This is a genomic window from Neptuniibacter sp. QD37_11 (assembly GCF_047778105.1).
GTDB lineage: Bacteria > Pseudomonadota > Gammaproteobacteria > Pseudomonadales > Balneatricaceae > Neptuniibacter.
Genome location: NZ_CP180552.1, coordinates 956,635 through 980,961, shown reverse-complemented (window position 1 = coordinate 980,961; position 24,327 = coordinate 956,635). Strand labels below are relative to the sequence as shown.

Here is a 24,327-nt window from a genome sequence, read left to right as displayed (position 1 = left end):
GATTCCGATAACTTAGCCATAGATTCTGAACATCATAAAAATTTCCACGGCCACAAAAATAAATGCTATAACATTACATTATATCATTTTGACCAAGTTTTGAGGAAAGCATGACAATAACAAAAGAAGAACTCTTGAATGCCAGTTCTGAGGACTACATGAATGACAGTCAATTGGAGTTTTTCAAGCAATACTTAGAGCAGCAAAAACAGGAAACCATCGCTCACATCCAAAACGCCCAAGCTCAATTGAATGAGCGCCCAGAGATGAATGACGATGCTGATCGCGCTCAATATGAGGAAGAATCTCGCCTCTCGCTCAGAATTGTCGATCGGGAAAGTAAGCTACTACCAAAATTCGACTCAGCCCTAGCGCGCATTCGCAACGGTGAATATGGCTACTGCTTAGAATCTGGCGAAGAGATCGGTATTAAGCGCCTACTACTCCGCCCTACTGCAGAGTATTGCGCCGATATCAAAGCGGTACGTGAATCGAATGAACGCTTATTTCGTGAATAAAAATTCCGATTAACGCCCAATGGCCGCCATTTTTCCTGACGTTAGTTTGAGCAGATCCTCTGCTGACATCTCGATCTCTAAACCACGGCGGCCCGCACTCATACAGATGGTTTTAAAGTTGCTAGCACTTGCGTCCAAAATAAGCGGTAATCGTTTCTTTTGGCCTAGTGGGCTGATGCCCCCCACAACATAACCCGTTGCGCGTTCTGCATCTTGCGGGTTTGCCATAGTGACTTTCTTTGCTTTTAGCGCTGCAGCAATAGCTTTCAGATCTAGCTGACCAGACACAGGTACAACGCCAACAGCGAGTTTTTTGTTGTCACCACCGATCGCGACTAGGAGGGTTTTGAAGACTTGGGCAGGATCTAAACCCAGCGCTTGCGCAGCTTCTTCGCCGTAGGATTCAGCACTGGGATCGTGTTCATATTCATGAACTTGATAGGCTACTTTGGCTTTTTTAGCTGCATTGATCGCTGGGGTCATTCTTTATCTACTCATATCACTCAGGTCGAACAGTGTTTACTTAGCACTGCCGCCCGTTAGGATATCAGCAATATCGATGATGTCGACTACTGTGCCTTCACCTTTGCCCACTTTAATGACTTTATCTTTGAGTTTGATAATCTCAGTCGCCGCATCACCTTTGGGTAAACGAGAAAGAAGATCGTCAGGCAGATATTCAGCATTATCTCGTAAGTCTTTATCTAACACTTCTCCACGGGCTACTTTCTTTTGCCAACCTGGAGGGAGTTCACCGCCACGTTCTAACTTTTTCTGCAAACCTTTAGGCAGCTCCTTCATCTTGCCTTTGTATTTACCTGTTCCTGATTTGGCATTTTCATTGTAATAATCTTTGATGGTCTCTTTCTCTTTGTCAGAAAAGAGATCATCCAGAATAGACTTCGTATCACTTACGATGGATTGCTCTTCTTCGGTATCCTTATCTTTGTTTTTGTAGTTTTTAGCCGCTTGCTTGGCCTCTTTTTTAGCTTGATGCTTATCTGCGCCTTGGCCCGCCCACTCAGGCTTGGCAGCGTATGTATTTAAAGCTAATCCACTGATACATAGGGCTAATAATAATTTTTTCATCATCTCTTCCTGCTAATTTTTGAGCCTTCTAAAGACAGGTTATACATCAATCCTTTATTAGAAAAGATAAAACCAATGATCGGGTCTTTAATCGTGCTGGTATCAATTTCGCCACCCGCACCTATAGTTACAACGGCAACACTGCCATCAACACCCGCTTCCCAACCATCGCTACGCTTAAACTGATTCAAAGCAGCATCAGTCATAAAAAGAATTATCTCTGACTTAATTTGCGCACCTAACTGAAACCCAATCGATGCCGCAGCAATTGTGTAATAGCCGGTTGTTTTACCTTTTTCTAAAAGCTTTCCTTCACCATACTCACCACCGATGCCTATACCCGCTTTATAAACCTCGGGGAAAACTAAAACCCCTTTGGCTTGCTGGACTAATGTTTGGCCAGCCGAGCTGTGTTGATAAAACTTTTGTAAGGCTTCTGTGCTTTTAGCGTTAATTTCAGCTTTGGAGGCTGAGTAAGCATTAAAGCTGAATAGTGCTATCCAACATGCGAATAGAAAAGATGATAGTTGTTTTGGCATGAATCCATCCTTAAGCCCGTTGAGGTTAACTAAATAATAGTCGCTCGAGGCTATATTGGGATGGATCAATGGGTGGATTGAAAGTAAAAAAGCGCGTTAGGAGTATCGCGTGTTTCGTAAAGGCTGCAATACCGATTCTAAGCCGTTAATGCGGATTTCTAGCATCAGTTCTAGCAACGAGCCAAGCTCCCCATTTGGAAAACCTTTTTTTGCGAACCAAAGCAGGTACTCTTCGGGTAGATCGAGTAGTACTCGCCCTTGATACTTACCAAATGGCATCTTCATATTAGCCAGTTTAAGTAGATGACGTTTATCCAGATCCAATGCTTTCCCCTTAACAGCCTGTTATTTCCAGCGAGCAAACAGTATTCTGTAGAAAATAATAAATAGTGGGTTTAGGCCATGGCTGACAAGCAAGCGTATCAACCTATCAATTGCGAAATTCATGACGGCTACGAATTAGCCTGTATGCGCAACGCTATCCATCTTGTTGAATGGAAAGAAGATGATACCGCATTTAGCCAGCGCTTACGCTTTCTTGATCTCGAATATACTGCGGAGGGGGAGTTTCTGATTGCCGAAGATCAAGAAGGTAATAACTATAGAGTTCGTTTAGATTCTATCTCTAGCCGCCTACCCTACTAATCCTCTTAAGGGCCGACGACGTGTCAGATATTCAACTCAGTGGTATTAATACTTTCCCCATTAAATCATTAGGCGGCATTAGTTTATCGGATGCTTTTGTAACGGAGAGCGGACTGTCTTTTGACCGACGCTTTATGTTGAGCGATCCGGAAGGCGAATTATTATCTGCTCGCCAAGCACCTTCAATGCTGCTTTTCGAAACGGTTTTACGTGAAGATGGTGTAGAAGTGATTGCACCTGATGGCGAACACTTAAGCTTGCGCTATCCTGACTTTTTCCAAAACTACCGCCAGGTACGTGTTTGGGGAACCGAGATCAACGCTCAACATTGTGGCGAATGGCTAGATGAATGGTTCAGCGAAAAACTAGGCCGTGAATGCCAGCTACTCTATTTTGGCGAGCAATCAGAGCGCGTAACCTCTCGCAGACCCGATAAGCCCGTCGCGTTTGCCGATGGATATCCTCTACTTGTGATATCCGAAGCGTCCCTAGCTGATCTTAATAGCCGCGCCTCAACACAAGTGAATATGGATCACTTCCGAACCAACCTAGTAGTTAAAGGGTGCGAAGCTTTCGCCGAGGATAGCTGGAAGCGCATCCGTATTGGTGAAGTAGAGTTTGAGATCGTTAAAGATTGCTCTCGTTGTGTTCTGACCACTATCGATCCAAAAACCGGACAACCCGTACCTGCGGGTGAGCCAATTAAAACCTTGGCGAACTACCGTAAAGGTGAGGATAACGAAGTATATTTTGGCCAAAACCTTGTGCCTCTTAACGAAGGCCAGATTAAGCAAGGTGATCCGGTTGAGGTATTAGAGGTTAAACAGCCTGCTCAATACCCCGATAATGCGCCGGTTATCAGAGATACGAACGACAGCAAGACTCAAAAAATGTGGGCCTCGACTCAACAAGTCGATTTAGAATGCATCCGCCGCATTGATGAAACACGTGATGTTGTGACCTTCCGTTTTGCAGTACCGCAAGACCTATCAACAGACTATATCGCGGGTCAGTTTCTAACCTTAATGTTGCCAATCAACGGTGAGACCGTCACCCGCTGTTATACAGTATCTTCTTCACCTTCTCGCAGCACTGATATCGCAATCACGGTTAAGCGCGTTACCGATGGCATCGCCTCCAATTGGCTGCATGATAATTTACAGGTTGGGGATAAATTACCTGCCCTCGCTCCGCAAGGTGAGTTCCACGAAGGCAATACAGGTAACAAACCTCTATTGTTGTTATCTGCCGGTAGCGGTATCACCCCTATGCTTTCGATTGCGCGCGAGCTGACCGATCGAAATAGCCAACGGGATATGGTGTTTTACCACCAAGCCAGAACCGAAGCAGATCTAATCTGTGAAGACGAGCTCCTTTGGCTAGAGCGTCAAAATCCTAACCTAAAGATCATCTTCAGCTTGAGCCAACCAGATGATGATTGGCAAGGCATTAAAGGCCGTATTAGCCGCCAACAGCTCATTGAGCTAATTCCAGATCTGCCAGAACGTACTGTGATGTGTTGTGGCCCTGAGGGCTTTATGGATCATGCTAAAACTTACTGCCGCCAACTAGGTCTAGCGGAGCAACAGTGGTTTGAAGAGAGCTTTGGAGCACCTCCAGGTGTTGACCCAGAAGCAGAAAAACACAGTGTTCAATTAACTTTTGGTGAGGTTTCATTTGCCGGTGATAGCCAAACGACATTGCTAGAGCAAGCTGAAGATCAAGGAATCATGATTCCTTCCGGCTGTCGTGCGGGTGTATGTGGTGCGTGTAAAGTGACCTTATTGTCTGGTCATGCACATCGCCAATCGGAAATTCCGCTATCTGAAGATGAGAAAGCACGAGGCGTGGTTCTAGCGTGTAGCTGTACACCCGAAACGGATGTCGTAATTGAGGTTTAATTTAAAACACTAAATCGCAGACACAAAAAAGCCGATGCCCTTCTCTACATCGGCTTTTTATTATTCAGTATGAAACTGAAATTAAGCTACTTTAAGATCAGCAACTTTTTTAGCAGTTTCTTCAGCCATTTCAGTCGCTTTTTTAGCAGACTCTTCAACTGTAGCAACGTAAGCATCTTTAGCAACAGTCATAGCTGCAACGCTTTTCTCTGCAGTTTCAGCAGTTTTAGCTTCAACAGACTTGTAGAACTGAACCTGTAGGTCTAGAGCAGCTTTAGGGTCTTTGCACTCGCATAGAGTTTTGAACTGTTCAACAGAAGCGTTAGCTAGTTCTTCAACGTATGCTTTCTGAAGAGCAACCAAAGTTTCAACAGTCTTAGTGTTAACGTCTACTAGAGACTGAACTGGTTTGAATAGCTCAGCGATTTCGTTAGATAGTAGTTCAGGCTTCATGAAATCAGCGAAAGGGTTGTTAGCAGCGTACATAATTTTGTCTCCAAAAGTTTCCGTTGCTGCGGTGCAGCAATCCATTTACAGCAAAGATAAATCTTGTACGTTTTTTAGTCAAGAACTTTTTTTGTGCGGCGCACAAAAAAATTACTTCTTCAGATTTTTTGCTAAAAAACGGTCCAGAGAATTCGCAAACGCTTGGCGATCTGCCTGACTAAAAGCAGACGGGCCGCCAGTCTCTACACCCGAGCTTCTTAGGGTTTCCATAAAATCACGCATAGATAACCGCTGACGAATATTTTCTGGAGTATAGAGTTCGCCACGAGGATTTATTGCCACACCCTTGTTATCAATCACTTCCGAAGCCAATGGGATATCTTGCGTTACCACTAGATCACCCTCTTCCATTTTGGCCACTATATGATTGTCCGCTACATCAAAGCCCTGCGGTACTTGCACAGCATTGATGAGTGGTGAAGGCGGTGTACTTAGGAATTGATTAGCCACCAGCGTTACAGGCACCTGTTTACGTTCGGAAGCCCGAAACAAAATCTCTTTAATAACCTTTGGACAGGCATCGGCATCAACCCAAATGTGCATAAACCCTCTCTTTTCTTTTAGCATAAAGCCCAATTATGACAGTTATTCTACATCGCAATGGCAGCTTAAGCCGATAGTAATTAATGCTCTTTCAAATAATTTCAATTGAGCCAGCTACGCTCCAGAATAAGGCCTTCGCACTATCGCGGTGCACAAAGCGGTATTAAATCCGTGCGTTCTTAAACTAACTATCTCCCTCAAGCGCAACAATATCGCGCATTCGGGTACCCCTGTTAAACATCTGGCTTAAGTTTTGCTAAATCTCCAGATAATAGATTTTTATGGGGAGCACTAAGATGCTGCTACTAACATTTGGCTACAGCGTTTTGAGCCGCAGTTCGTTACTCACTTCAGGTATTTTACTGTTGTTGGGTTGGTTGCTGACAATCGCCACATTAGTAACCGGCTATATAGAAGCACTTTGGTTATTAATCCCACTTAGCTACTTCCAGCTAAGCTATATTCTGTTGAGCCAACGTCGTTGGCATAACCTCTCTCTAGTAATCGAAGCATTCTCGCAAAAGCAGATGCAATTCCGGACACGACATACCAGTTCTGACAAACCGCTTAGAGACGCTGCACAAAACCTCTATGGCTTCGCCCGTGACTATGAAGAGCTGAACACCCTAACTGATCAGCTATGTAACGAGATGAAGTTTTCTACCCATGAGTTAGAGAACTTAGCTAAGCACACGGCTCATGCCGCATCAGAACAGCAAAATCAGCTTCTAACGGTTGCCAGTGCATCAGAAGAGATGAGTCAAACCGTCCAACTGATTAGAGATCATGTACATAACACTCAAAACAGTGCCGAAGACTCGCAGACCTTATGCAATAAAGGGACTCAGCAAGCCTCTGATTTGAGCCATGCGATTAGCGGTGTTCGTAATCAGTTTACTGATACCTGCACCAAGATCTCTCAGCTATCTGAAGAAGCGGAAGCGATCCAATCTTTCGTGAGTACAATCGAAGAAGTTGCAGCTCAAACCAACTTGTTGGCACTAAATGCTGCAATTGAGGCTGCACGAGCAGGAGAAGCCGGACGAGGCTTCGCCGTTGTCGCAGATGAAGTACGCCAGTTAGCCGGTAATACCGAAAAGGCTACAGGCGATATCACCTTGTTGGTGAACTCAATGCTTACACGTGTGAATGAAGTCACAGAAAGTATGAACCGCAGTGAACAGGAGTTACAAACCGGCTCACAAACCTGTGAAGAGATGCACAATCTACTTCAGCAGATAGAGTCTGGCAGCGAGCGCAGCCTCGAACTCATTCAGGAAGTTAACTTTTCCATCGACGAGCACGCCTCTGCCAGTAACGAGTTAAGTGAAAAGCTTACCGATATAGGCAACATTCTTCAGCATCACAGTGAACAAGCGCATTCCCTGACAGAACTTACCGGCTATCTAGAAGCCCTTGCGCTTAAAGCGTCCACTAAGGAGGTGACATCATGATCGAGATTAGCCTTGTACTGTTTCTTTTTGTTCTGATTGGTTTAGCCAGTTGGTTTAAACGAAACAAATTGCGCAAGAAACGTCGCGAGAAGACGCTGCGCGGAATTGAACAGCTGAGCGCGCTTTTGAATCTCATCCAGAGCCTACAGCGCCACCGCGGCATCTGTGCAAATTTAGATAGCACAAACCAAGCACAACAGCGACAGCTAAGTAATGAGATCAACTCACTATGGCGGCCGCTGCTGGATAAAGATTATGGCGGTAATGTTAAGCGCGTTAATCTGCAATTTACCAAGTGGAAGCAGATCGAAGCAGAGCCAACAGGTAGTTTTATGGAACACTGTGAACTGATCGAAAAGCTGCTCCACGAGCTAACCGTAATCGCAGATATCTGTTCTCTCACTGCGAGTAATAATGACCATAACGGCGAGGAGCTATGGCAAAACCTACTTCTTCGCCCTCACTTTGCTGAATCCCTTGCGCGCTTGCGTGGTTTAGGAAATAAAGCTGCCAATCTTGGTCACTGCCCTGCTGCTGTGAGAGTTCAATTACAGTATCTCTTGGTAAATATGCGTGAAAATGAGCTTTGTGATCCTGCGGTTCGTGACATAGACCGAATGGTCACCCAAGAGATCCTTGAACCCGAAGTAATTAAGATCGAGCCTCGGGTTTACTTTAGTCGCCTAACCCAAGCGATTGATCAACAGATCCAGTTAACTCGCGACCATCTACAGCAATTGAGTAAATGTACAGCTTAAGGATTGAATGAATCGAGGTTCTATTCTGTAAGCGAGTTCCTTACAATAAATTAATATCGATTAATTATTGTGGGGCTGGATGGAATCTCAACACACACCAAAACGTATTGGCCAAGGGATGTGGGCCGTCGCATGGGTCCTGTTTTTAGGAATGCTTTGGCTGTTCTTTGAAGAGCAGGTTAACGACAAATACAATCCCAACCGTAATCTCGTCACCAGCGGCAGTAACGAAGTGGTGCTGCAGCAAAACAGAGCGGGGCACTACGTTGCACCGGGAGAGATCAACGGCCAACCGGTTATCTTTCTCTTAGATACCGGCGCGACCAATATCAGCGTGCCGCAAGAAGTGGCCGACCGCATTGGTCTTAGGCCTGGGTTAAAGCGTCAGGTAGATACCGCTAATGGCGTGATTGATGTGTATAACACTGAACTGAATACCGTTTCCCTTGGTGGGATTAGCATGCAGAACGTTCGTGGGCATATTAATCCACACATGGATGGCGAAACGGTACTTCTAGGTATGAGCTTTATGAAATACCTTGAGATCATTCAGAAAGGAAACACGCTCACACTTAGGCGCTAAACCGTGCCTAAGTTCGTTATGAGGGTTTCAAAAGAGATTAGCTAAGAAACTTTCTCTAACAACAACGCCGTAATCGACTTAAGCTGGCGCATCATCTGTTTACGCCCCTGCCCTTTGACTTCCAGCTGATCCCAGCTTTTTTGCTGAAGATTGCGCTCAATCAGCAGCATGAATTCTTCATTTTCGAGCAACATTTCCAGCTGCTTATCTTCCACCTGATCCAAAAACTGTAAAAGCAGCTTGTGGATAGCAAAAGCACAGCCTTCGTAATTGCGGTTATGCACAGCAAATGCGATTAGATCAGATTGATCGTGGGCGGTTAGTTCTGGAAGATACCCCCCATGCTGCAACAAACGGCATACCACAGGCAGGTCGAGATCAACCAAGTCATCACTCAAGCGATAATTGAGCTGTTCAATAAAGCGCTGTCTAAGTTGTTTTTCTAAGGTCTGCCCCTGCTCAGTTAGCGGCGATAAAACTAATGCTGCATGGCAGCCGCTAACACTGTCACGAGTAGAGCCCATACGTACGGTCTCAAAACCACAGTGCTGCCAAAAGCTAATAAGCTCTGCACTGGCTGCAAAGCTGGCACCTAGGTAATCCCAACCTACAGACTTCGCACTGTCAGTAACAGTAAATAACAGCGCTCTGCCTAAGCCTTTATGCTGTAGGGCAGGATGAATCGCTATACGCATAATCCGACCCGCCTTGAGCAAAGCGGCGTCCTTTGCACCTTCTTGCCCAACCAGTGTTTGGGGTAAAAGATGACCTCGAGGACGACGTTTACCCGACCAGATATCATCGACCAACTCTTCCGGCAGAGGGCCTTCCTCCGCGACCAGCGCAGCGCCAGCAACCTGACCACCGACCTTCATTAGCCAGATATGCAGGTTTGGACTATCTAAAAGCACCCGCAAATCACCAGGTGATGTACGATAGTGAGCCAACACTAACAAACCAAACAACTGAGTTAAGGTCTGATAATCTTCTGCAAGTTGATCACGATCTAACTTCTCTATCTGACAGTCGGCAATAGACTGACAACTGTGTTTTAGATCGTCAGCCGAAGCAGGCTCGGCATTGAGTAACAGCAGATTAAAGGTCAGCTGTTCCAGAGGATCATTGCTGGCCCAACGGATCGGCTGATTAAGATGAAGCGATTTTGCATTGGGTGCATGCTTTTCCAGTACTTGTTTAAAGCGAACCGCAAAGCCCTGCCCTGTGCCTTCGTAACCATGAATAGTTGATGCAAAGGCAATACGAGGGAAACGTTGCAGTAACTTACTTAATACAGGTACCGGAATCGCTGCCGCTTCATCCACCAACAGTATTTGCCCTTCGCCTTGTTCTTGCAACGCTTGCTCTGGCGTCACGTAACGGATGCAATGATCTGAATGGCAAAGCTTACCCAGTTGATAGTCATAATCAGGCAGTAATTGATGAGCCATACTGAAAACTTCATCTACGGATGACTGTTCAGGTGCGGTTACTAAGATATCTTGGAAATCTAGGCCTGATAGCTGTGCAGCAGCGATACCTAAAGCAACCGATTTGCCACGCCCTCTGTCTGCAGTAATCACTGCAGGACGTCTACCCCGACGAAACTGAGATAGGATCAACTCAACCGCTTGTTGCTGATCCTTGGTTTTACTCGGCAACACCACATTATCATCTGGCTGATCAGCCAATGCTGCGGAGCTTGGCAACTCGGCTTCTACACCTGCGAGCGCTTGCCCTTCTCGATACACCAGCGTGTAGGCATCATCTTCTAAAATCATCGCTAGACGCGAGATAAATCGACGACCAGCATCGGAAGAGCAATAAGGGTGAGCGACTAAGCTTTGATGTTCTGGATCGTCAAACTCGGCCCAATGATCTAGATCGGGACAGAGTAAAACCAGCACTCCACCGCCGCTTAACGTACCGGAGATCTGTCCAAAGGCGTTAGGATTAAAACCGGACCAACCATCAAAGATCACTGCCGAGAGCGACTGGCCTAATAACTGATGACATTGAGTGGCGCGCACAGACTGAGCTTTAACCGGCGCATGCTCACTGACCCATAGCCATTCGGTTTCGCCATTTAGCTCTCTTGCTTGCTCGTAACACCACTCTTGAGTACCGCTCACCACCAGTAATCGACGATGCTGTTGTGCCTGTGCATCGTTAAGCAATCGAGAGTACAAGGTTGTTAGAGCAGTCATCAATCAATCCTTTTCAGCTAGGTGGATCTATTAACAATGAGCTTTACGAGTCTTTTAGAAGTTCACGAAGTTCAGCTTTTCGTTCAGGCGAGAGATCACGGCAATCAATACCTTCTAAGGCACCCACCAGCGCCCACAACAGATTGATACTGACCTTACCGCCACGCATAGACTTAATCATCTTATACGTAGCTATTGGGCCGACTTGTTCTAGATCAGCTAAGGAGTAGATTTCGATCTCAGCCAGCCATCGACGACTGACCGGCCCAATATTCCGCATCAGGCCAATCGACCTATACGTTATAGGTTAAAGGCGGCTCTTTAACGCCATCCACAAACGCATGGAACTGGTTACCACCTTTAGCTTCAGCTTCTTGAAGTTGTTGAGTAGACAACTCTAAAAGGTATTCAGGGGTAAGCAAACGTGAAGGCTGCATAGTCGCCACACCGATACTTAAGGTAACGACTCGATCAATCGGCGATGCTTGATGAGGGATGCCGTGATCATAAATTGTGTTACAGCAACGTTCTGCTAATTGAATCACCATCTCATTAGTGGAAGGCAGAATAAAGGCGAATAAATGATCATCAATACGCGCAATCATATCACCCGGACGACCAACAGAATTTTTGAGTACACTAGAAACCTCTTGTAGCATCTCTTGTGCAGCCTCAATACCATATTCGTCACTGAACTCTTTAAAGCTATCAATCTTCAACAGCATCATGGTGAGTGGCGAGAACTCACGTACAGCACGTCGACACTCAACATCCAAAGCTTCATTGAAATGCAGTTTGTTGACCAAACCTGTTAATGGATCAGACCAACTAGTTTCTGCCATCTGTTCAGTCAAATTCGCTTGTTCAGTACGCAACGTTTTAACATGACGACTCACGCGTTTCAGATAGGAAGCCACCAAGAAAGAAAGCAGTAAACCAGTCATCAAAAACAGGGCTGGGGTAAAACTCATACCTGCAGCAATGCGCTCTTCTGTGGCAGTAATATCTAAATTCCATTTTTGATCTAGTAACTGAACAGAGCTAGAAAGCATCGCATCTAGAGCAAGTGAAGTGTGATCGTGCGCTAGGATCACCTGCTTGTTCGCATCTGTCAGCGTAAATTGAACATCACCTAATACCTCTTGAAGTTGGCTTTGTTCCAGTACGGAGTTAAGCGAGATAATACCAGCCAGTTGGGCGTTGCCAGCTTGAGCTGAAACCAATGCGAAGGTTTCTTGATCTAAAGTCAGTGTCTTAACCTGCTCTGAGGACAGGCTACTTAATGTCTCAGAAACTTCAGAACGGTTAAAAATAGAATCGGTAGAAGAGTCAGCTATACGAAGCGAGATATCACCATTTTCGATAGCCATCCCTTTCAAAGAGGTATGGCGACTAAACAAGCTATTTATGATTTGTTGCAGTCGTGCTTGATCGGCCGTCTGATCTAACTGGTAAACGGCCTGTAAGGTTTCTAGAGAGTAAGTATTCTGAGTTAATGATTGCTGGAACGATGCTGTTCCTTGTGTCATTTCAACCTGAAACTGTTGAATAGCCGCATCACGCTCCTGCTTGAACATAAATAGAAAAATCAGCAGTGAAAATAGCGCACCGCAGATCGCAAAAACAATCGATAGATCGATCTTTTTTCTATTCGTTTGTTGAGGGCTAGCAGCGTCTGAAGCAGACATTAAAAAACTCCGAATAATCAACCAGTAACAATCAGTAAAACCTTTTTTACTAACTCTTGCAACGATAGTGCAGACTCGGGCTTTTTTCCAGCTTTTCCGCGGCTTGCAGCAGCATATCTAAACACGAGTCTGATATAGTGCTCTTTCTTGAATCAGAACAAAGGCTCTATTGTGTCTCGCATTGCTATTTTTGTAGACGTACAGAACATCTATTACACCACCCGCCAGGCGTTCGGCTGCCCGTTTAACTACCGTAAATTCTGGCAAGAGATCAGCAAACAGGGAGAGATTGTTCACGCCTACGCTTATGCGATTGAACGCAAAGATGACGGCCAGAAGAAGTTTCAGGATGCCCTGCGTCATATTGGCTTTGATGTAAAACTAAAACCTTATATCCAACGTAAAGACGGCTCGGCCAAAGGCGATTGGGATGTAGGCATTACAATCGATGTGATGGATACCGCACCTGATGTGGATAAAGTGATTTTACTTTCAGGCGATGGCGACTTTGATCTCCTACTCGCACACATCAAAAAACGTTATGGCGTCACTACCGAGGTTTATGGTGTAGAAGCACTTACCGCTAAATCCTTGATCAATTCAGCGGATCAATATCACTCGATCCTGCCGAATCTATTGGTCTGCTAGAATCCATTCAAGCTAGCCCTCTTGACCACAACCTAAAGTGGCTGACATACTCAGCCACTATGAAAACCACACCTAACACACAGACTCTTACGACAACTACGTTGCGACGCCGCGTATCGATTGCCTGTGCCTCTTTGGGTGTTGGATCTCGACGACGCAAATAACTCTTAAGCGTTCCAAATTCCCGAAAAGCCGCAGGTAACCCCTGCGGCTTTTTTTTGCTCTAAATTCTCTCAAGGATATAAAAATGACCTATTTCACTGGGGTAGCTCCCTCACAATTAAGCGATCAAGACACGCCCGTTAACAACCCGCTGACCGATAAAGACTTTGTAATGCCGATCGCGCCAAGACCAGAACTCTGCTTTACCCAAGGTAAAGGACATTACCTGTTTGATCAGAACGGCAAACAATATCTGGATATGGTGCAAGGCTGGGCGGTGAATACCCTCGGTCACAGCCCCAATCTAATCCAGCAAGCACTAATAGAACAATCACAACAACTGATTAACCCAGGCCCTGGCTTTTTTAATCAACCGATGATTGAGCTGGCCAAGACCCTTTGTGCTAACTCAAATTTCGATCAGGTCTTCTTTGCCAATAGCGGTGCAGAAGCCAATGAAGGTGCAATCAAGCTAGCAAGAAAATGGGGGCAGGTTCACAAACAAGATGCTTTTAAGATCATCACCTTTGAACAAAGCTTTCATGGTAGAACCTTAGCGACTATGTCCGCCACCGGTAAAGCGACCTTTGCGCCATTGTTCGAACCGAAAGTCAGCGGTTTTAGCAAAGCCCCTTACAACGATTTAGCCGCAACCGAAGCGATAATCGATCAACATACAGTCGCGATCATGCTAGAGCTGGTTCAAGGTGAAGCAGGCGTAATCCCTGCTGATAGCAATTTTATCAAAGGCTTAGAAGCCCTGTGTAAAAAGCACAATCTGTTACTGATCATCGATGAAGTACAAACCGGCATCGGTAGAACCGGTAACCTCTTCGCCTACCAAGGTTTAGATATCCAACCGGACATCATGACCTTAGGTAAAGGCTTAGGCGGTGGCGTACCGATTTCAGCGTTGCTCACCAAAGCCGAACACAGTTGCTTTGAATACGGCGATCAGGGCGGCACTTATAACGGCAACCCGTTAATGTGTTCTGTCTCGCAAGCGGTTGTGAATAAAGTACTGGAACAAGGCTTTCTCGCTAATGTTGAACAGATGGGTCAGCTACTCAGCCAAAAACTCGCTGAGCTTTCTCAGCAATACTCACTAGGCTCGGTAAGAGGTAAAGGTCTTTTGATCGCCTTAGATACCGCTGAGCTATCGGCACCTCAGCTTGTGGATAAGGCAAGAGAGCTTGGTCTACTACTGAATGCCCCGAATGAACGCACCCTGAGGTTTATGCCCGCACTGAATCTATCTAAAAAGGAGATTAATGAGTGCTGTGCTATTTTGGCTAAAACAATAGAGTCTCTCTAAATGCTTATGTTGCAGGGCAAGATGTGAATAACGCTTGCCTTGTATATAATCCCTGCACTTTAAATTGGATTACCGTAAGGACAACGGATGTTACTTAAACGCTTAGAAGGCGGCGAACTTCGTTTTGGCGAAGGCCGTATCAGTGGCTATATCGCCGTTACGCTTGCCCTACTCTCACTACTCGGCGTCTGCGCCTTTCACTTCCCTGAGTATCTTACAACGCCTGAGCTACGCGCCGCTTATGACGCCAACGTTCTGCGCACAGTGATGTTTGTATCGCTGATTATCTCAGGTAGTTTGGGTCTGCTTAACTTTGTACGAAATACCAATAAACGCGCAGGGCTTCTGGCTTGGGCGTTAATTGTGATTGCGATCGCGTTGGGCGGTCATCGAGTAGAAGTGGGTGATATCCCAACCGATACACCTTATATAGGTTTGGACTGGTTTATTCTCGATCTATTAGGCTCCACCCTGATCTTTATTTTTATCGAAAAGATCATCCCCCATCGTAAACAAGCGATTCTGCGCCCAGAATGGCAAACCGATCTACACCACTTTTTTGTAAACCATCTCATCGTTGGTTTTGTGTTACTGGTAGCAAACCAGTTTGTATCGGGTGCATTTGGTTGGGCAGTAGAGCGCGGATCACAAGAACTGATTCAAGATATTAACTGGTATGTGCAACTGTTTTTAGTGCTGCTAGTCGCTGATCTGGTTCAATATGCACTGCACCGTGTTTACCACGAAGTGCCTTTCTTCTGGCGCTTCCACGCAATCCACCATAGTGCAAAGACTATGGATTGGTTGGCAGGTTCTCGCCAACATATTGGTGAACTGATTGCGACCCGCTGCTTTGTCTTAGCACCGATCTTTGTGCTGGGTTTCGATAAAAGCGTATTGGATGCCTACATCATTATTGTTGGCTTCCAAGCGGTACTCAATCACACCAATGCCCAAATCAACTTTGGCTGGTTGAAGTACATTATCGTGACACCACAGTTTCACCACTGGCACCACTCATCGGATAAAGCGGCGATTGATCGAAACTATGCAGCACACTTTGCCTTTATCGATTATCTCTTCGGAACAGCTATAAAAGGCCAAAAAGAGTGGCCGCAGGATTACGGAGTGGTTGGCGACTATGTGCCTGAGGGCTGGCTAAAGCAGCAGGTATTCCCACTAACTAATAAGAAGTAAAAAGAAATTTTTATACGATAAGCACTATGTTTAAGCTCGAAAATAAAAGCACAAAAGCATGCTTAACTTTAGCAATAATCGGGTATCAGTTTCCTGACGATCCGCAGGATGATTGGTGCAACCTAAAGGCTATTGTTGAGCATGAAGATCAGCAAGCTGAACTAGTAGACCCTGCCATTGAAACAACCGAGCTTATCGAACTGCTGGACTGGTTTACTTGTTTGTCTGAGGGGAGATTACCTAGCTATTCCCACTTAAACTTCATTGAGCCATGCATTAGCTTTGAGTTTTTAGCTGTTAAAAATGGAGAAGTGAAAATAGCCGTTAAACTAGCTTACGAGTTATATCCCAATTTCGACTCGGATGAGTTCCTGAGTAGTGAGAATGTATGGGTGATGGTTTTCGAGCTAGATTCGACGGCTTTTCAAAATACTATCGAAGGCATAAAAAATACGCTTGAGAAGTATCCGGTACGAGGCCAGGATTAAGGAAGATTACAGCTACAGATTAGGCCTGCAGCTGCAAATTCTTTTCAGTTTTAAGCCGCACTCACCGCGTTCTGTTCAGCAATTCGGCTAAAGGCAATTAGCGCTGCTTGCAGTGCTGCTGCAGATGTATCTTCCTTAGTTGCGACACCTTGCGCACTGACACCGTTCACTGTCATAGCAATTGCTGCTTGCGCTTGCGCTGCTGTGCCGGTCGCGATGGCATGTTCATCAAACTGAGTGATCTCGATGGAGCATGCATATTGCTTCTCAAGCGCATCACTTAGCGCTTCTAGTGCACCGGTACCTTGACCGTTAAATACGGTGTTACCAACGCTAAATTTAGCTTCAACTTGTTGGTTGTCAGTGTGCAGATCGTAACGATCAAGCTGCCATTGCTCTGGTACGGCAACAAAGTGCTGTTGATAAAGTTGGTGAATCACTTCAGGAGAGATCTCAATACCCTTTTGCTCAGCAGCAGACTGAACCACTTTACTTAGCGGGATATGCATCCATTTTGGTAGCTGGATACCGTAATCGCGTTCCAATACCAAGGCTACACCGCCCTTACCGCTTTGGCTGTTGATACGCACAACCGCTTCATATTCACGGTTAATATCGCGTGGATCGATTGGCAAGTAAGCCACATCCCAATGCATTTGATTATGCTCTTGGTGGTAGTTAACCGATTTACGAATCGCATCCTGATGACTACCCGAAAAAGCGGTATAAACCAACTCACCCGCCCATGGATGACGAGCGGAAACAGGCAATTCGTTACAGTACTCAACTACTTCGATAATCTCTTTGATATCCGAGAAGTCCAACTCTGGATCAACGCCCTGTGAGTAAAGGTTCATACCCATGGTGATGATATCCATATTACCGGTACGCTCACCGTTACCCATCAAAGTCCCTTCGACACGATCGGCACCGGCCATAACGCCCAACTCTGCTGCCGCAACACCACAGCCACGGTCGTTATGGGTATGTAAGCTGATACGTACTTGATCTCGCTGTTTTAGGTGACGGCAGAAATACTCAACCTGATCGGCAAAAACATTGGGTGTGGACATTTCAACAGTCGCCGGTAGATTGATTACAACCGCCTGCCCTGTTTCTGGTTTCCACTCAGCGATGACGGCATCACAAACTTCAACCGCGTAATCCATCTCTGTACCGGTAAAACTTTCCGGTGAGTACTGGAACTCCCACTCGGTCGCAGGGTATTTAGCCGCATAATCTCGCACCCACTGCGCACCTTGTACCGCGATGCCTTTGATCTCGTCTTTGCTCATGTTGAACACTTGCTGGCGCTGTACAACCGAAGTGGAGTTATACACATGAACATTGGCGCGGCGCACGCCTTCAAGGGATTCAAAGGTACGCTCAATCAAACCTTCTCGTGCTTGGGTTAGCACCTGAATCGTGACGTCTTCTGGGATTCGGTTTTCTTCAATTAGCTTACGCACAAAATCAAAATCAGGCTGAGATGCAGAGGGAAAGCCGACTTCAATCTCTTTAAACCCCATTTTTACCAACAGGGTAAACATGCGGGTCTTCTGCTCTACATTCATTGGGTTGATCAGCGCTTGGTTACCATCGCGCAGATCTACGCTACACCAATCCGGTGCCTTATTGATCTCTTGATCTGGCCAAGTGCGATCAGCCAAACGGACAGTTTCAAAACGACGATATTTACGATGATCAAACATAGTGCGAATCCATTATTTTTATTCGAGCAGAAAGCCTAAACGGCAAAACCCGCTGTCAGGCGCCTTTGGGGAAGCAATGACAGCGGGAAGTTTTTCAGTAGACACTTGTGGCATCAGTTTTTGAGTTAAAGATTCGATAAACCCTCTTAGGCTGGCAGCGCTCACTCATGATGATTACCCCCTCACATACTGATTGATATGTGATTTGTTACCCCTCAACCGATGAAGAGAAGTTTATAGAGGTACATGCGCAATTACCGATCTAAAAACAACTTTATTTCGCTATTTGCGCAACAAAACAAAAGAAAATAAACTTAATACACACAATTAATTGCGAACAAACGAAAAACCATGAAATCTACTGTCAATTTAGACCGCTTCGACTTAAAAATATTGCGAGAATTACAGGAAAACGGCGACCTTTCTAATCAGGAGCTAGCCGAGCGCGTTGGCCTTACCGCCGCCCCTTGCTCTCGCCGGGTAAAACAGCTGGAAGAATCCGGCGTTATTCGTGATCGTGTGGTCCGTCTAAATGAACGCGCAATCGATCTAAACCTTATCGCCATCCTGCATATCAGCATGGACAAACATATCCCCGAACGGTTTGAAGAGTTTGAACGCACTATTCAATCCCTACCGGAAGTAATGGAGTGCTACCTGATCACCGGCCATGACGCTGACTACCAGTTAAAAGTGGCTGTGGCAGATATGGACTGTTACCACGATATATTGCTCGGCAAGATCACTCGGATTAAAGGCGTAACGGGGGTTAAGTCAGCCTTTATTATGCGTAAGGTGGTGGATAGTACGGCAATGCCTTTGGGGTATGTGGAGAGATAGGACGGCTTCGCCTAGAGTGTTTAGGACGCTGCGCTAGAGGACGCCACTGCGTGGCTAGAGGAAAAAGTCCAATAATTCGGAATCTCTACAAATGTATTTCTGGCCTATTTTTCGATATTGCCTTGAATAAAAACTGAACACCCCCATTATAGTATTGCTGTACTTGTCGCACACCCAATTTGCAGTTTCGCGGGTTGCATGCAAGGCGATACATTGGCTGACTACCGATGGCGATAGTGATCGCTATAGCCATATGGCCATTGAGTGGACGCAACGATCAACGATCGAATGCCAGGCTCAAGCGGCCAGGTCCTCCAATGTCCAGCCTCTTGCCCTCAATGCTAGAGGGGCTGGTAAAGCCTTACACAAAGCCTGGAGGCGGACTGCGGGTTCGGCAAGACAACTTGCACCGCATTTACTTAAACACTTCGTGCGGATTCTTGCGCTCTTAGCGGCTTTATTCTTTCTAGAAACAAGCCACACAAGCGTCTTGAATCTAAATGGAATACTAGAAACAAGAATAGAGGTGCAAATGCGTATCAATATCACCAAAAGTAAAGCGTGGCAAAAAGTATTGTCGCACACCCAATTTGCAGTTTCGCGGGTTGCATGCAAGGCGATACATTGGCACCCTAACGATGGCGATACTGATCGCTATAGCCATATGGCCATTGAGTGGACGCAACGATCAACGATCGAATGCCAGGCTCAAGCGGCCAGGAACTTCAAATCCCGCTGGATGAGGGCTTATTAGCACCAGCAGGGCAAGAAACTTCGATCGTAAATATGACTAAAAGTGCCTTATCACAACTTTCCTCTATAGATTTTCTTAGTGATACCTGGCATGAAATGTATAGCTCCACCCCGCTTGCTAAGCGCCAAAGCTCTGGCATAGACAATATTTCGCTGGACGACTTCGAATTATGCAAAAAGCATTACATCAAGAAGCTAGCTTTCGAATTAAAGAGCGGAACATACGAAGCACAACTTCTTTCCCCTCACTTTATTCCCAAAACAAATGGAAAAGACCGGGTAATTTGCGTTCCTACTGTTAGAGACAGGCTTTTACAGAAAGCCCTAGGAAAAATTATCCATCAACGCGGCTATGATCAAACCAATCGTATAAGCTATGGCTTCGTCAAAAATCGGTCTGTCAAAAAAGCTCTTAACAAGGCAATTGAGTATCGCAAAAATTATCCATGGGCATACAAAGCAGATATTTCTGCATTTTTTGACAGCATCGACCGTGATCTGTTAGCAGAGAAGATCAAGTGCAAAATTCGGCTGAGATCATTACACCCTATATTACTTAAAATAGTTAAAACAGAGATACATACGAACAGTAATAGTGAAGCCAGACGAATCAAAACAATGGGGATAAAAAAAGGTACAGGCCTGAGGCAAGGCATGCCTATATCTCCATACCTAGCCAATCTCATGCTCCGAGATTTCGATACCGCTTTGATTAACAAAAATGTGAAAGCGGTGAGATATGCAGATGATTTGATAACATTCAGCAATTCCCACTCATTAGCCAAAGAAACCCATATCCTTTGTTATGATCTTCTAGCTAAGGAGGGATTATCTATACACCCTCTTGAAAAAGGTACTAAAACTGTCATTGCAGCACCGGAAGAACCTATAGAATTTTTGGGGTTAGCCCTTACCCCTACCAAAGGTGAATACCAGCTTAAAATTACAGACCAGCAACTAACAGCTATCCAGTCTAAGATAATACAACTAGGTGACATTAATACCTGTCTCAAGCATGGGATTACTTTATCGAAACTAGTTCAAAAAATTGAAGGTAAAATTACTGGTTTCAAAGGAGCCTATGACCTTTGCCAGAACATACAGCAGCTTGAGCACTCTTTAGAATCTAGCAAAAATAAAGCGTTAAAAAAGGTCCTAGCTGATTTAGGGATAAACTACTCGGAACTTACTACTAAGCAACAACGCTTTTTAGAGATAGATAGTAAAATCTTTTAAATTTTTCGGATTAAAGGGATCAGAGCCTTTTAATTCTCTATTTCAAGCAAATACAAGAAAGGAGCGTGATTGCGCCCCTTTCTTATGCATTCATCTTATTACAACCTAAGCCTGCTTGAGTTCGTAATCCTGAACTAAGCTCTCGGTTGGGATATTTAAGCCTTTATGTAGCTTTCGAATCATTGGCAAGGTTAGTTTGCGTTTGTAATTCAGTACTTCTGACACTCGTCCTGATCTGCCTAAGTAAGGAATGAGGTCTTTGTCTTGTAGACCGTACTGCTCCATACGGAAACGGATGGCTTCGATGGGGTTTGGCGCGGAGATTGAATGGTGCTTAGTTTCGTAATGCTCAACTAGCGTTGTTAAGACATCAAGTTCATCACCTTCAGGCGTATTGAGTTTTGCATCCATAAGCTCGGCGATGCGAATTAGAGTTGCTTCATAATCAGCTTCAGTTTTGATTGGCTTTATGTTCATTACACTGCCTCCGCATCGATCTCATCGTACTGTCTATGGGTTCCAACGAACTTAATAAACACAATTCGATATGGGTAATTTATCGATACAACCAGCCGATAATCATTGCCTTTGATATTAAAAAAAACTCGGCTATTTTTCAGAATGCTCGCATTTCTGAACTGTGCTTTGACTTCCTGTGGCGTGCTCCAGTCGGCTTTAAGCACTTCTTCGTGCCACGCTTCCAACTGGCCTTTAGCATCCTGATACTTAGGGTCCGATTCCCAAAATTCCCTAAGCGTTTTCTTAGAAATTATTCACATTGAGTGAAACTCCCTCTCACACACCTCCCATTATGGGAGGTTCTGGCTATCCTGTCAATTTCTAGCCTTTTTTATCCAAACTAATATCAGTCCTTGATCTCGTTTTATGCCGCCGTTGTTTCCTTCTCTTCCTGTTTGCTCTGCCCCAATTTTCGCAGGTAGATCTCAGCTGGGATAAAGGCGAATGGGATTACCGATGCTAGCATCAGCCCTAGCTGTTGCTTTGAAGTCCAACTTTCTTTGTGGGAGATATTCAGCACCTGAATCACGTAGATCATAAACAGGATGCCGTGGGTCATACCGAGTGTGGATACATAATCTCGGCTGATAAATCCAAGTGTAACGCTTAAGATGGCGATGTAAGAGAGGCCTTCGAGAAGGCTGACGATGCGAAGTAGTTTGATCATTCTATAAGCTCAAAAATTGGTAAAAAATTCTTCTAAGGAAAGCGTTTCTGCGGGAATTCTATCTACGGCAGGCTTGGGTGATTCTTTCTGCCGGAACACGCAGCTGCTCAATAAGATAAACCTTAAACGGTTCTTCGTAGGGCTGTTGTTCAACCGCTTTTTGCATGCAAAGAATCCACGCTTCGCTCTCCTCTGGGCCAATAGGAAAATGACTGTGGGCATGAGGAATACGAATAGAGCCGTAGTTTTGAGAAAAGAGCTTAGGACCACCTAACCAGCCAGATAGGAAGTAGGCAAGTTTCTTTCGTGATTCGGTAAGATCGTCTGGGTGCATTTTACGGATGGTCTGCGCCTCTGGCAGTTCATCCATAAATTGGTAAAAGTCATCGACTAACTGAGTTAGGCCAGCTATCTCGCCTGCCATTTTGTAGGAGTTGTCGTTTACACCGTATTCACAGCTGGGAGTATCCATCAATAATCACTCGGGCTCTGTCTATATTTGTGCTTTCTCAAATTGCGCAATATTTTAGCAATTTATCCAGTCCAAAACCTGTCGCTTATTTTGGAGAGTTAGTAATAAATTTCGATGTATTCCCCTTTTATTTAAAGGGTTACTAAATTTGGCATGCAATTTATCAAAGAGAGAGGTGTAACGCTCTAATCCCTTAAGGTTCAAACCTTCATCAATAGAGCTCCCTCCCTGTCTATGCTACCTTGCTCGGTTTACTAGCTTGAAGATGATGTTTTACCGATAAAATATATCTGTGAATTCAACCCAACACTGATAAATGTGAGATTTAAATGCCCTATGTAAATGTTCAAGTCACCAAAGGTGTCACTCGAGAACAAAAAGCAGAAATTGTTAAAGACATTACTGGCTCTCTACAAAGAGTACTCGGAAAAAAACCTGAACATACCCATATTGTCATACAGGAAATTGAAGAAGAGGATTGGGGTTTTGCCGGTATGCTTACAGATGAATGGAAAAAGAGCCAATCATAGTTACTCATTTATCAATCGTCTTAAACCGCCTTACTACAGGCTTTCTAGGCGGATCAGGGACTCATCACTTTATCAAATCTCAAACACCCTAAATAAAAAAGGTAAGCCCCACTTTAAATCTGATCTCTGCACAGTATTTAAAGTTAGACTTACCAAGTTCGCTGGAAGAATTGTGTTCTGTAGTATTAACCGGTCTCTTTTAAAGAATCACCTTTCATCGCTTCAACGGTAAAGGCCATACCTGTGCCTAATCCAACATCAGCACGGATGCCGAGCCTTGCCGATGCACGGCTTGGATCGCCTAATGAAGTTGCGATATCACCGGTTCTGGCAGGTTTATGTTCGATGTTCACCTCTACTCCAGCTACCATCGATAGAGTTCGTGCTAGCTGCAAAATTGAGGTCGATTGTCCGGTGCAAACATTAAACACTGATGCTTCACCTTTGGTATTTTCCATGGCAGCAATCAGGTGTTTGACCACGTCGGCTACGTAGATAAAATCGCGAGTTTGCTTACCGTCACCGAAGATCGAAATCGGTAGGTTGTTAAGAATGCGGTCGATAAAGATGGAAATGACCCCAGAATAAGGTGAAGAGGGGTTTTGACGGGGGCCGTACACATTGAAAAAACGCATTCCCACGGTGGATACCTTGTGGTTTAACCAGGCAACTCGGGCATGGTGTTCACTGCCTAGCTTGTCAGCACCGTAAGCACTGATAGGTCGAGGGGCTGATGTTTCATCTAGAGGGATAGTGGCGTTATCACCATAGATTGCCGCTGAAGATGCATAAACTACAGGGATAGAGTCTTTACTACCGCTATGTCGTGCTGCTTCGAAGACATTTACACTGCCCTGCTGATTAACCTTATGTGTGCCCACCCAGTCAGAATTGGATTGTTCTACCGATGCTATTGCCGCTAAATGAAAGCAGCCATCCATCTCTGACATCGCACCTTTAACAATGGCTAGGTCGGCTACATCACCCAATACAAGCTCTACCTGATCGGGTAAATAGTCCACTGCACCTGTTGATAAGTTATCCAATACTCTGACTTGATGACCTTGTGCTAGTAAGGCATCTACCAAATGTGAACCAATAAACCCACAGCCTCCAGTGACCAGATATTTCATAGTATTTCTCCTTACTATTGAAACCAATTTGCTTGATGTATTGGTTACAGCAAGAAGCCAGCCAAAATATTTATCCTTAAATTTCAATAAGTTAAAAAACAACCAAAAAACACAGCCTCATTTTGTTTCTCAAAATGCGAAACATTTCTGCAAATTGCGTTAATTAACCTGATTTTAAGCTCCCCCTTACCCACTCAGATTGGCTCAATGAGCTAAGCAGCTGTTT

Annotated in this window: 28 protein-coding genes; 13 read left to right on the top strand and 15 right to left on the bottom strand. The window is 45.0% G+C overall.

Annotation, left to right across the window (positions count from 1 at the left end):
• Positions 1–110 precede the first annotated feature (110 nt).
• Positions 111–518, top strand: coding sequence for an RNA polymerase-binding protein DksA (gene dksA / locus ACMXYT_RS04365; RefSeq protein WP_415900396.1), 408 nt, complete (start codon positions 111–113; stop codon positions 516–518).
• A 9-nt stretch (positions 519–527) separates the two neighbouring features.
• Here dksA and ybaK read toward each other — a convergent pair whose 3' ends face one another.
• The 4 genes from ybaK to ACMXYT_RS04345 all read right to left on the bottom strand — a co-directional run bounded on the left by ybaK (position 528) and on the right by ACMXYT_RS04345 (position 2,470).
• Positions 528–1,001: a Cys-tRNA(Pro) deacylase gene (gene ybaK / locus ACMXYT_RS04360; RefSeq protein WP_415900394.1), complete on the bottom strand. Its 474-nt coding sequence runs from the start codon at positions 999–1,001 to the stop codon at positions 528–530.
• A gap of 36 nt (positions 1,002–1,037) precedes the next feature.
• A complete protein-coding gene (locus ACMXYT_RS04355) occupies positions 1,038–1,607 on the bottom strand; it encodes a hypothetical protein (RefSeq protein ID WP_415900393.1) in 570 nt (189 codons plus the stop codon).
• On the bottom strand, positions 1,607–2,146 hold the full coding sequence (locus ACMXYT_RS04350) for a YSC84-related protein (protein WP_415900392.1): 540 nt from the start codon (positions 2,144–2,146) through the stop codon (positions 1,607–1,609). Before ACMXYT_RS04350 ends, ACMXYT_RS04355 begins: the two co-directional genes overlap by 1 nt.
• A gap of 96 nt (positions 2,147–2,242) precedes the next feature.
• Positions 2,243–2,470 carry a DUF3820 family protein gene (locus ACMXYT_RS04345; protein ID WP_415890583.1) on the bottom strand — a complete coding sequence of 76 codons (228 nt, stop codon included), beginning with the start codon at positions 2,468–2,470 and terminating at the stop codon, positions 2,243–2,245.
• 78 nt (positions 2,471–2,548) lie between these two features.
• Between ACMXYT_RS04345 and ACMXYT_RS04340 the strand changes: the two genes are divergently transcribed.
• Both ACMXYT_RS04340 and ACMXYT_RS04335 read left to right on the top strand, forming a co-directional pair.
• Complete coding sequence (locus ACMXYT_RS04340; RefSeq protein WP_415911910.1) at positions 2,549–2,791, top strand: Rho-binding antiterminator; 243 nt, start codon at positions 2,549–2,551, stop codon at positions 2,789–2,791.
• A 20-nt stretch (positions 2,792–2,811) separates the two neighbouring features.
• Positions 2,812–4,692 carry an MOSC N-terminal beta barrel domain-containing protein gene (locus ACMXYT_RS04335; RefSeq protein ID WP_415900391.1) on the top strand — a complete coding sequence of 627 codons (1,881 nt, stop codon included), beginning with the start codon at positions 2,812–2,814 and terminating at the stop codon, positions 4,690–4,692.
• Between the two features lie 81 nt (positions 4,693–4,773).
• Here ACMXYT_RS04335 and ACMXYT_RS04330 read toward each other — a convergent pair whose 3' ends face one another.
• Both ACMXYT_RS04330 and ACMXYT_RS04325 read right to left on the bottom strand, forming a co-directional pair.
• Entirely contained in the window at positions 4,774–5,178 is a 405-nt protein-coding gene (locus ACMXYT_RS04330; RefSeq protein ID WP_415883819.1) for a phasin family protein, read from the bottom strand.
• A 111-nt stretch (positions 5,179–5,289) separates the two neighbouring features.
• Positions 5,290–5,742, bottom strand: coding sequence for a YaiI/YqxD family protein (locus ACMXYT_RS04325; RefSeq protein ID WP_415900390.1), 453 nt, complete (start codon positions 5,740–5,742; stop codon positions 5,290–5,292).
• 296 nt (positions 5,743–6,038) lie between these two features.
• On the opposite strand from ACMXYT_RS04325, the gene ACMXYT_RS04320 reads away from it, so the two are divergent.
• The 3 genes from ACMXYT_RS04320 (at position 6,039) to ACMXYT_RS04310 (ending at position 8,537) form a co-directional block, all read left to right on the top strand.
• Positions 6,039–7,196, top strand: a complete 1,158-nt coding sequence (locus ACMXYT_RS04320; RefSeq protein WP_415900389.1) for a methyl-accepting chemotaxis protein — start codon at positions 6,039–6,041, stop codon at positions 7,194–7,196.
• Positions 7,193–7,954, top strand: a complete 762-nt coding sequence (locus ACMXYT_RS04315) for a hypothetical protein (RefSeq protein WP_415900388.1) — start codon at positions 7,193–7,195, stop codon at positions 7,952–7,954. The genes ACMXYT_RS04320 and ACMXYT_RS04315 overlap by 4 nt, the downstream gene beginning before the upstream one ends.
• 79 nt (positions 7,955–8,033) lie before the next feature.
• Positions 8,034–8,537, top strand: coding sequence for a TIGR02281 family clan AA aspartic protease (locus tag ACMXYT_RS04310; protein WP_415900387.1), 504 nt, complete (start codon positions 8,034–8,036; stop codon positions 8,535–8,537).
• Between the two features lie 41 nt (positions 8,538–8,578).
• On the opposite strand, the gene ACMXYT_RS04305 is transcribed toward ACMXYT_RS04310, so the two are convergent.
• Genes ACMXYT_RS04305 through ACMXYT_RS04295 form a run of 3 tightly spaced genes read right to left on the bottom strand, consistent with a single transcriptional unit; the run spans position 8,579 to position 12,429 of the window.
• Positions 8,579–10,741: a tRNA(Met) cytidine acetyltransferase TmcA gene (locus ACMXYT_RS04305; protein ID WP_415900386.1), complete on the bottom strand. Its 2,163-nt coding sequence runs from the start codon at positions 10,739–10,741 to the stop codon at positions 8,579–8,581.
• Between the two features lie 43 nt (positions 10,742–10,784).
• Entirely contained in the window at positions 10,785–11,021 is a 237-nt protein-coding gene (locus tag ACMXYT_RS04300) for a TfoX/Sxy family DNA transformation protein (RefSeq protein WP_415900385.1), read from the bottom strand.
• Between the two features lie 13 nt (positions 11,022–11,034).
• Complete coding sequence (locus ACMXYT_RS04295; RefSeq protein WP_415900384.1) at positions 11,035–12,429, bottom strand: GGDEF domain-containing protein; 1,395 nt, start codon at positions 12,427–12,429, stop codon at positions 11,035–11,037.
• Between the two features lie 171 nt (positions 12,430–12,600).
• On the opposite strand from ACMXYT_RS04295, the gene ACMXYT_RS04290 reads away from it, so the two are divergent.
• The 4 genes from ACMXYT_RS04290 to ACMXYT_RS04275 all read left to right on the top strand — a co-directional run bounded on the left by ACMXYT_RS04290 (position 12,601) and on the right by ACMXYT_RS04275 (position 16,239).
• Complete coding sequence (locus ACMXYT_RS04290) at positions 12,601–13,077, top strand: NYN domain-containing protein (RefSeq protein WP_415891422.1); 477 nt, start codon at positions 12,601–12,603, stop codon at positions 13,075–13,077.
• 247 nt (positions 13,078–13,324) lie between these two features.
• Positions 13,325–14,554: an acetylornithine transaminase gene (locus ACMXYT_RS04285; protein ID WP_415900383.1), complete on the top strand. Its 1,230-nt coding sequence runs from the start codon at positions 13,325–13,327 to the stop codon at positions 14,552–14,554.
• 87 nt (positions 14,555–14,641) lie between these two features.
• Positions 14,642–15,751, top strand: a complete 1,110-nt coding sequence (locus ACMXYT_RS04280; RefSeq protein ID WP_415911909.1) for a sterol desaturase family protein — start codon at positions 14,642–14,644, stop codon at positions 15,749–15,751.
• A gap of 26 nt (positions 15,752–15,777) precedes the next feature.
• Positions 15,778–16,239, top strand: a complete 462-nt coding sequence (locus ACMXYT_RS04275; RefSeq protein ID WP_415900381.1) for a hypothetical protein — start codon at positions 15,778–15,780, stop codon at positions 16,237–16,239.
• 50 nt (positions 16,240–16,289) lie between these two features.
• Here the strand turns inward: ACMXYT_RS04275 and leuA are convergent, their stop codons facing one another.
• Positions 16,290–17,951, bottom strand: coding sequence for a 2-isopropylmalate synthase (leuA, locus tag ACMXYT_RS04270; protein ID WP_415900380.1), 1,662 nt, complete (start codon positions 17,949–17,951; stop codon positions 16,290–16,292).
• 351 nt (positions 17,952–18,302) lie between these two features.
• Between leuA and ACMXYT_RS04265 the strand changes: the two genes are divergently transcribed.
• Positions 18,303–18,791 carry an Lrp/AsnC family transcriptional regulator gene (locus tag ACMXYT_RS04265; RefSeq protein ID WP_415911908.1) on the top strand — a complete coding sequence of 163 codons (489 nt, stop codon included), beginning with the start codon at positions 18,303–18,305 and terminating at the stop codon, positions 18,789–18,791.
• A 675-nt stretch (positions 18,792–19,466) separates the two neighbouring features.
• The gene (locus ACMXYT_RS04260) at positions 19,467–20,780 is read left to right on the top strand and encodes a reverse transcriptase domain-containing protein (RefSeq protein WP_415911907.1); all 1,314 of its coding nucleotides are present in this window, start codon (positions 19,467–19,469) and stop codon (positions 20,778–20,780) included.
• Between the two features lie 105 nt (positions 20,781–20,885).
• Here the strand turns inward: ACMXYT_RS04260 and ACMXYT_RS04255 are convergent, their stop codons facing one another.
• From ACMXYT_RS04255 to ACMXYT_RS04240, 4 genes are all read right to left on the bottom strand, one after another.
• The gene (locus ACMXYT_RS04255; RefSeq protein ID WP_415911906.1) at positions 20,886–21,257 is read right to left on the bottom strand and encodes a helix-turn-helix domain-containing protein; all 372 of its coding nucleotides are present in this window, start codon (positions 21,255–21,257) and stop codon (positions 20,886–20,888) included.
• On the bottom strand, positions 21,257–21,553 hold the full coding sequence (locus ACMXYT_RS04250) for a type II toxin-antitoxin system HigB family toxin (RefSeq protein WP_415912194.1): 297 nt from the start codon (positions 21,551–21,553) through the stop codon (positions 21,257–21,259). Before ACMXYT_RS04250 ends, ACMXYT_RS04255 begins: the two co-directional genes overlap by 1 nt.
• Before the next feature lie 110 nt (positions 21,554–21,663).
• A complete protein-coding gene (locus ACMXYT_RS04245) occupies positions 21,664–21,966 on the bottom strand; it encodes a DUF3817 domain-containing protein (protein ID WP_415911905.1) in 303 nt (100 codons plus the stop codon).
• A 58-nt stretch (positions 21,967–22,024) separates the two neighbouring features.
• On the bottom strand, positions 22,025–22,438 hold the full coding sequence (locus ACMXYT_RS04240) for a group II truncated hemoglobin (protein WP_415911904.1): 414 nt from the start codon (positions 22,436–22,438) through the stop codon (positions 22,025–22,027).
• Between the two features lie 329 nt (positions 22,439–22,767).
• Here ACMXYT_RS04240 and ACMXYT_RS04235 point away from each other — a divergent pair, with 329 nt between their 5' ends.
• Positions 22,768–22,968, top strand: a complete 201-nt coding sequence (locus tag ACMXYT_RS04235) for a tautomerase family protein (protein WP_415883793.1) — start codon at positions 22,768–22,770, stop codon at positions 22,966–22,968.
• A gap of 185 nt (positions 22,969–23,153) precedes the next feature.
• Here ACMXYT_RS04235 and ACMXYT_RS04230 read toward each other — a convergent pair whose 3' ends face one another.
• A complete protein-coding gene (locus ACMXYT_RS04230; protein ID WP_415911903.1) occupies positions 23,154–24,101 on the bottom strand; it encodes an NAD-dependent epimerase/dehydratase family protein in 948 nt (315 codons plus the stop codon).
• Positions 24,102–24,327: the final 226 nt, after the last annotated feature.

Excerpts from the sequence above, each read along its gene's own strand:
- dksA (WP_415900396.1), top strand. The coding sequence starts at position 111 with ATGACAATAACAAAAGAAGAACTCTTGAATGCCAGTTCTGAGGACTAC.
- ybaK (WP_415900394.1), bottom strand. The coding sequence starts at position 1,001 with ATGACCCCAGCGATCAATGCAGCTAAAAAAGCCAAAGTAGCCTATCAA.
- ACMXYT_RS04355 (WP_415900393.1), bottom strand. The coding sequence starts at position 1,607 with ATGAAAAAATTATTATTAGCCCTATGTATCAGTGGATTAGCTTTAAAT.
- ACMXYT_RS04350 (WP_415900392.1), bottom strand. The coding sequence starts at position 2,146 with ATGCCAAAACAACTATCATCTTTTCTATTCGCATGTTGGATAGCACTA.
- ACMXYT_RS04340 (WP_415911910.1), top strand. The coding sequence starts at position 2,549 with ATGGCTGACAAGCAAGCGTATCAACCTATCAATTGCGAAATTCATGAC.
- ACMXYT_RS04330 (WP_415883819.1), bottom strand. The coding sequence starts at position 5,178 with ATGTACGCTGCTAACAACCCTTTCGCTGATTTCATGAAGCCTGAACTA.
- ACMXYT_RS04325 (WP_415900390.1), bottom strand. The coding sequence starts at position 5,742 with ATGCACATTTGGGTTGATGCCGATGCCTGTCCAAAGGTTATTAAAGAG.
- ACMXYT_RS04320 (WP_415900389.1), top strand. The coding sequence starts at position 6,039 with ATGCTGCTACTAACATTTGGCTACAGCGTTTTGAGCCGCAGTTCGTTA.
- ACMXYT_RS04315 (WP_415900388.1), top strand. The coding sequence starts at position 7,193 with ATGATCGAGATTAGCCTTGTACTGTTTCTTTTTGTTCTGATTGGTTTA.
- ACMXYT_RS04310 (WP_415900387.1), top strand. The coding sequence starts at position 8,034 with ATGGAATCTCAACACACACCAAAACGTATTGGCCAAGGGATGTGGGCC.
- ACMXYT_RS04305 (WP_415900386.1), bottom strand. The coding sequence starts at position 10,741 with ATGACTGCTCTAACAACCTTGTACTCTCGATTGCTTAACGATGCACAG.
- ACMXYT_RS04300 (WP_415900385.1), bottom strand. The coding sequence starts at position 11,021 with ATGCGGAATATTGGGCCGGTCAGTCGTCGATGGCTGGCTGAGATCGAA.
- ACMXYT_RS04295 (WP_415900384.1), bottom strand. The coding sequence starts at position 12,429 with ATGTCTGCTTCAGACGCTGCTAGCCCTCAACAAACGAATAGAAAAAAG.
- ACMXYT_RS04285 (WP_415900383.1), top strand. The coding sequence starts at position 13,325 with ATGACCTATTTCACTGGGGTAGCTCCCTCACAATTAAGCGATCAAGAC.
- ACMXYT_RS04280 (WP_415911909.1), top strand. The coding sequence starts at position 14,642 with ATGTTACTTAAACGCTTAGAAGGCGGCGAACTTCGTTTTGGCGAAGGC.
- ACMXYT_RS04275 (WP_415900381.1), top strand. The coding sequence starts at position 15,778 with ATGTTTAAGCTCGAAAATAAAAGCACAAAAGCATGCTTAACTTTAGCA.
- leuA (WP_415900380.1), bottom strand. The coding sequence starts at position 17,951 with ATGTTTGATCATCGTAAATATCGTCGTTTTGAAACTGTCCGTTTGGCT.
- ACMXYT_RS04265 (WP_415911908.1), top strand. The coding sequence starts at position 18,303 with ATGAAATCTACTGTCAATTTAGACCGCTTCGACTTAAAAATATTGCGA.
- ACMXYT_RS04255 (WP_415911906.1), bottom strand. The coding sequence starts at position 21,257 with ATGAACATAAAGCCAATCAAAACTGAAGCTGATTATGAAGCAACTCTA.
- ACMXYT_RS04245 (WP_415911905.1), bottom strand. The coding sequence starts at position 21,966 with ATGATCAAACTACTTCGCATCGTCAGCCTTCTCGAAGGCCTCTCTTAC.
- ACMXYT_RS04240 (WP_415911904.1), bottom strand. The coding sequence starts at position 22,438 with ATGGATACTCCCAGCTGTGAATACGGTGTAAACGACAACTCCTACAAA.
- ACMXYT_RS04235 (WP_415883793.1), top strand. The coding sequence starts at position 22,768 with ATGCCCTATGTAAATGTTCAAGTCACCAAAGGTGTCACTCGAGAACAA.
- ACMXYT_RS04230 (WP_415911903.1), bottom strand. The coding sequence starts at position 24,101 with ATGAAATATCTGGTCACTGGAGGCTGTGGGTTTATTGGTTCACATTTG.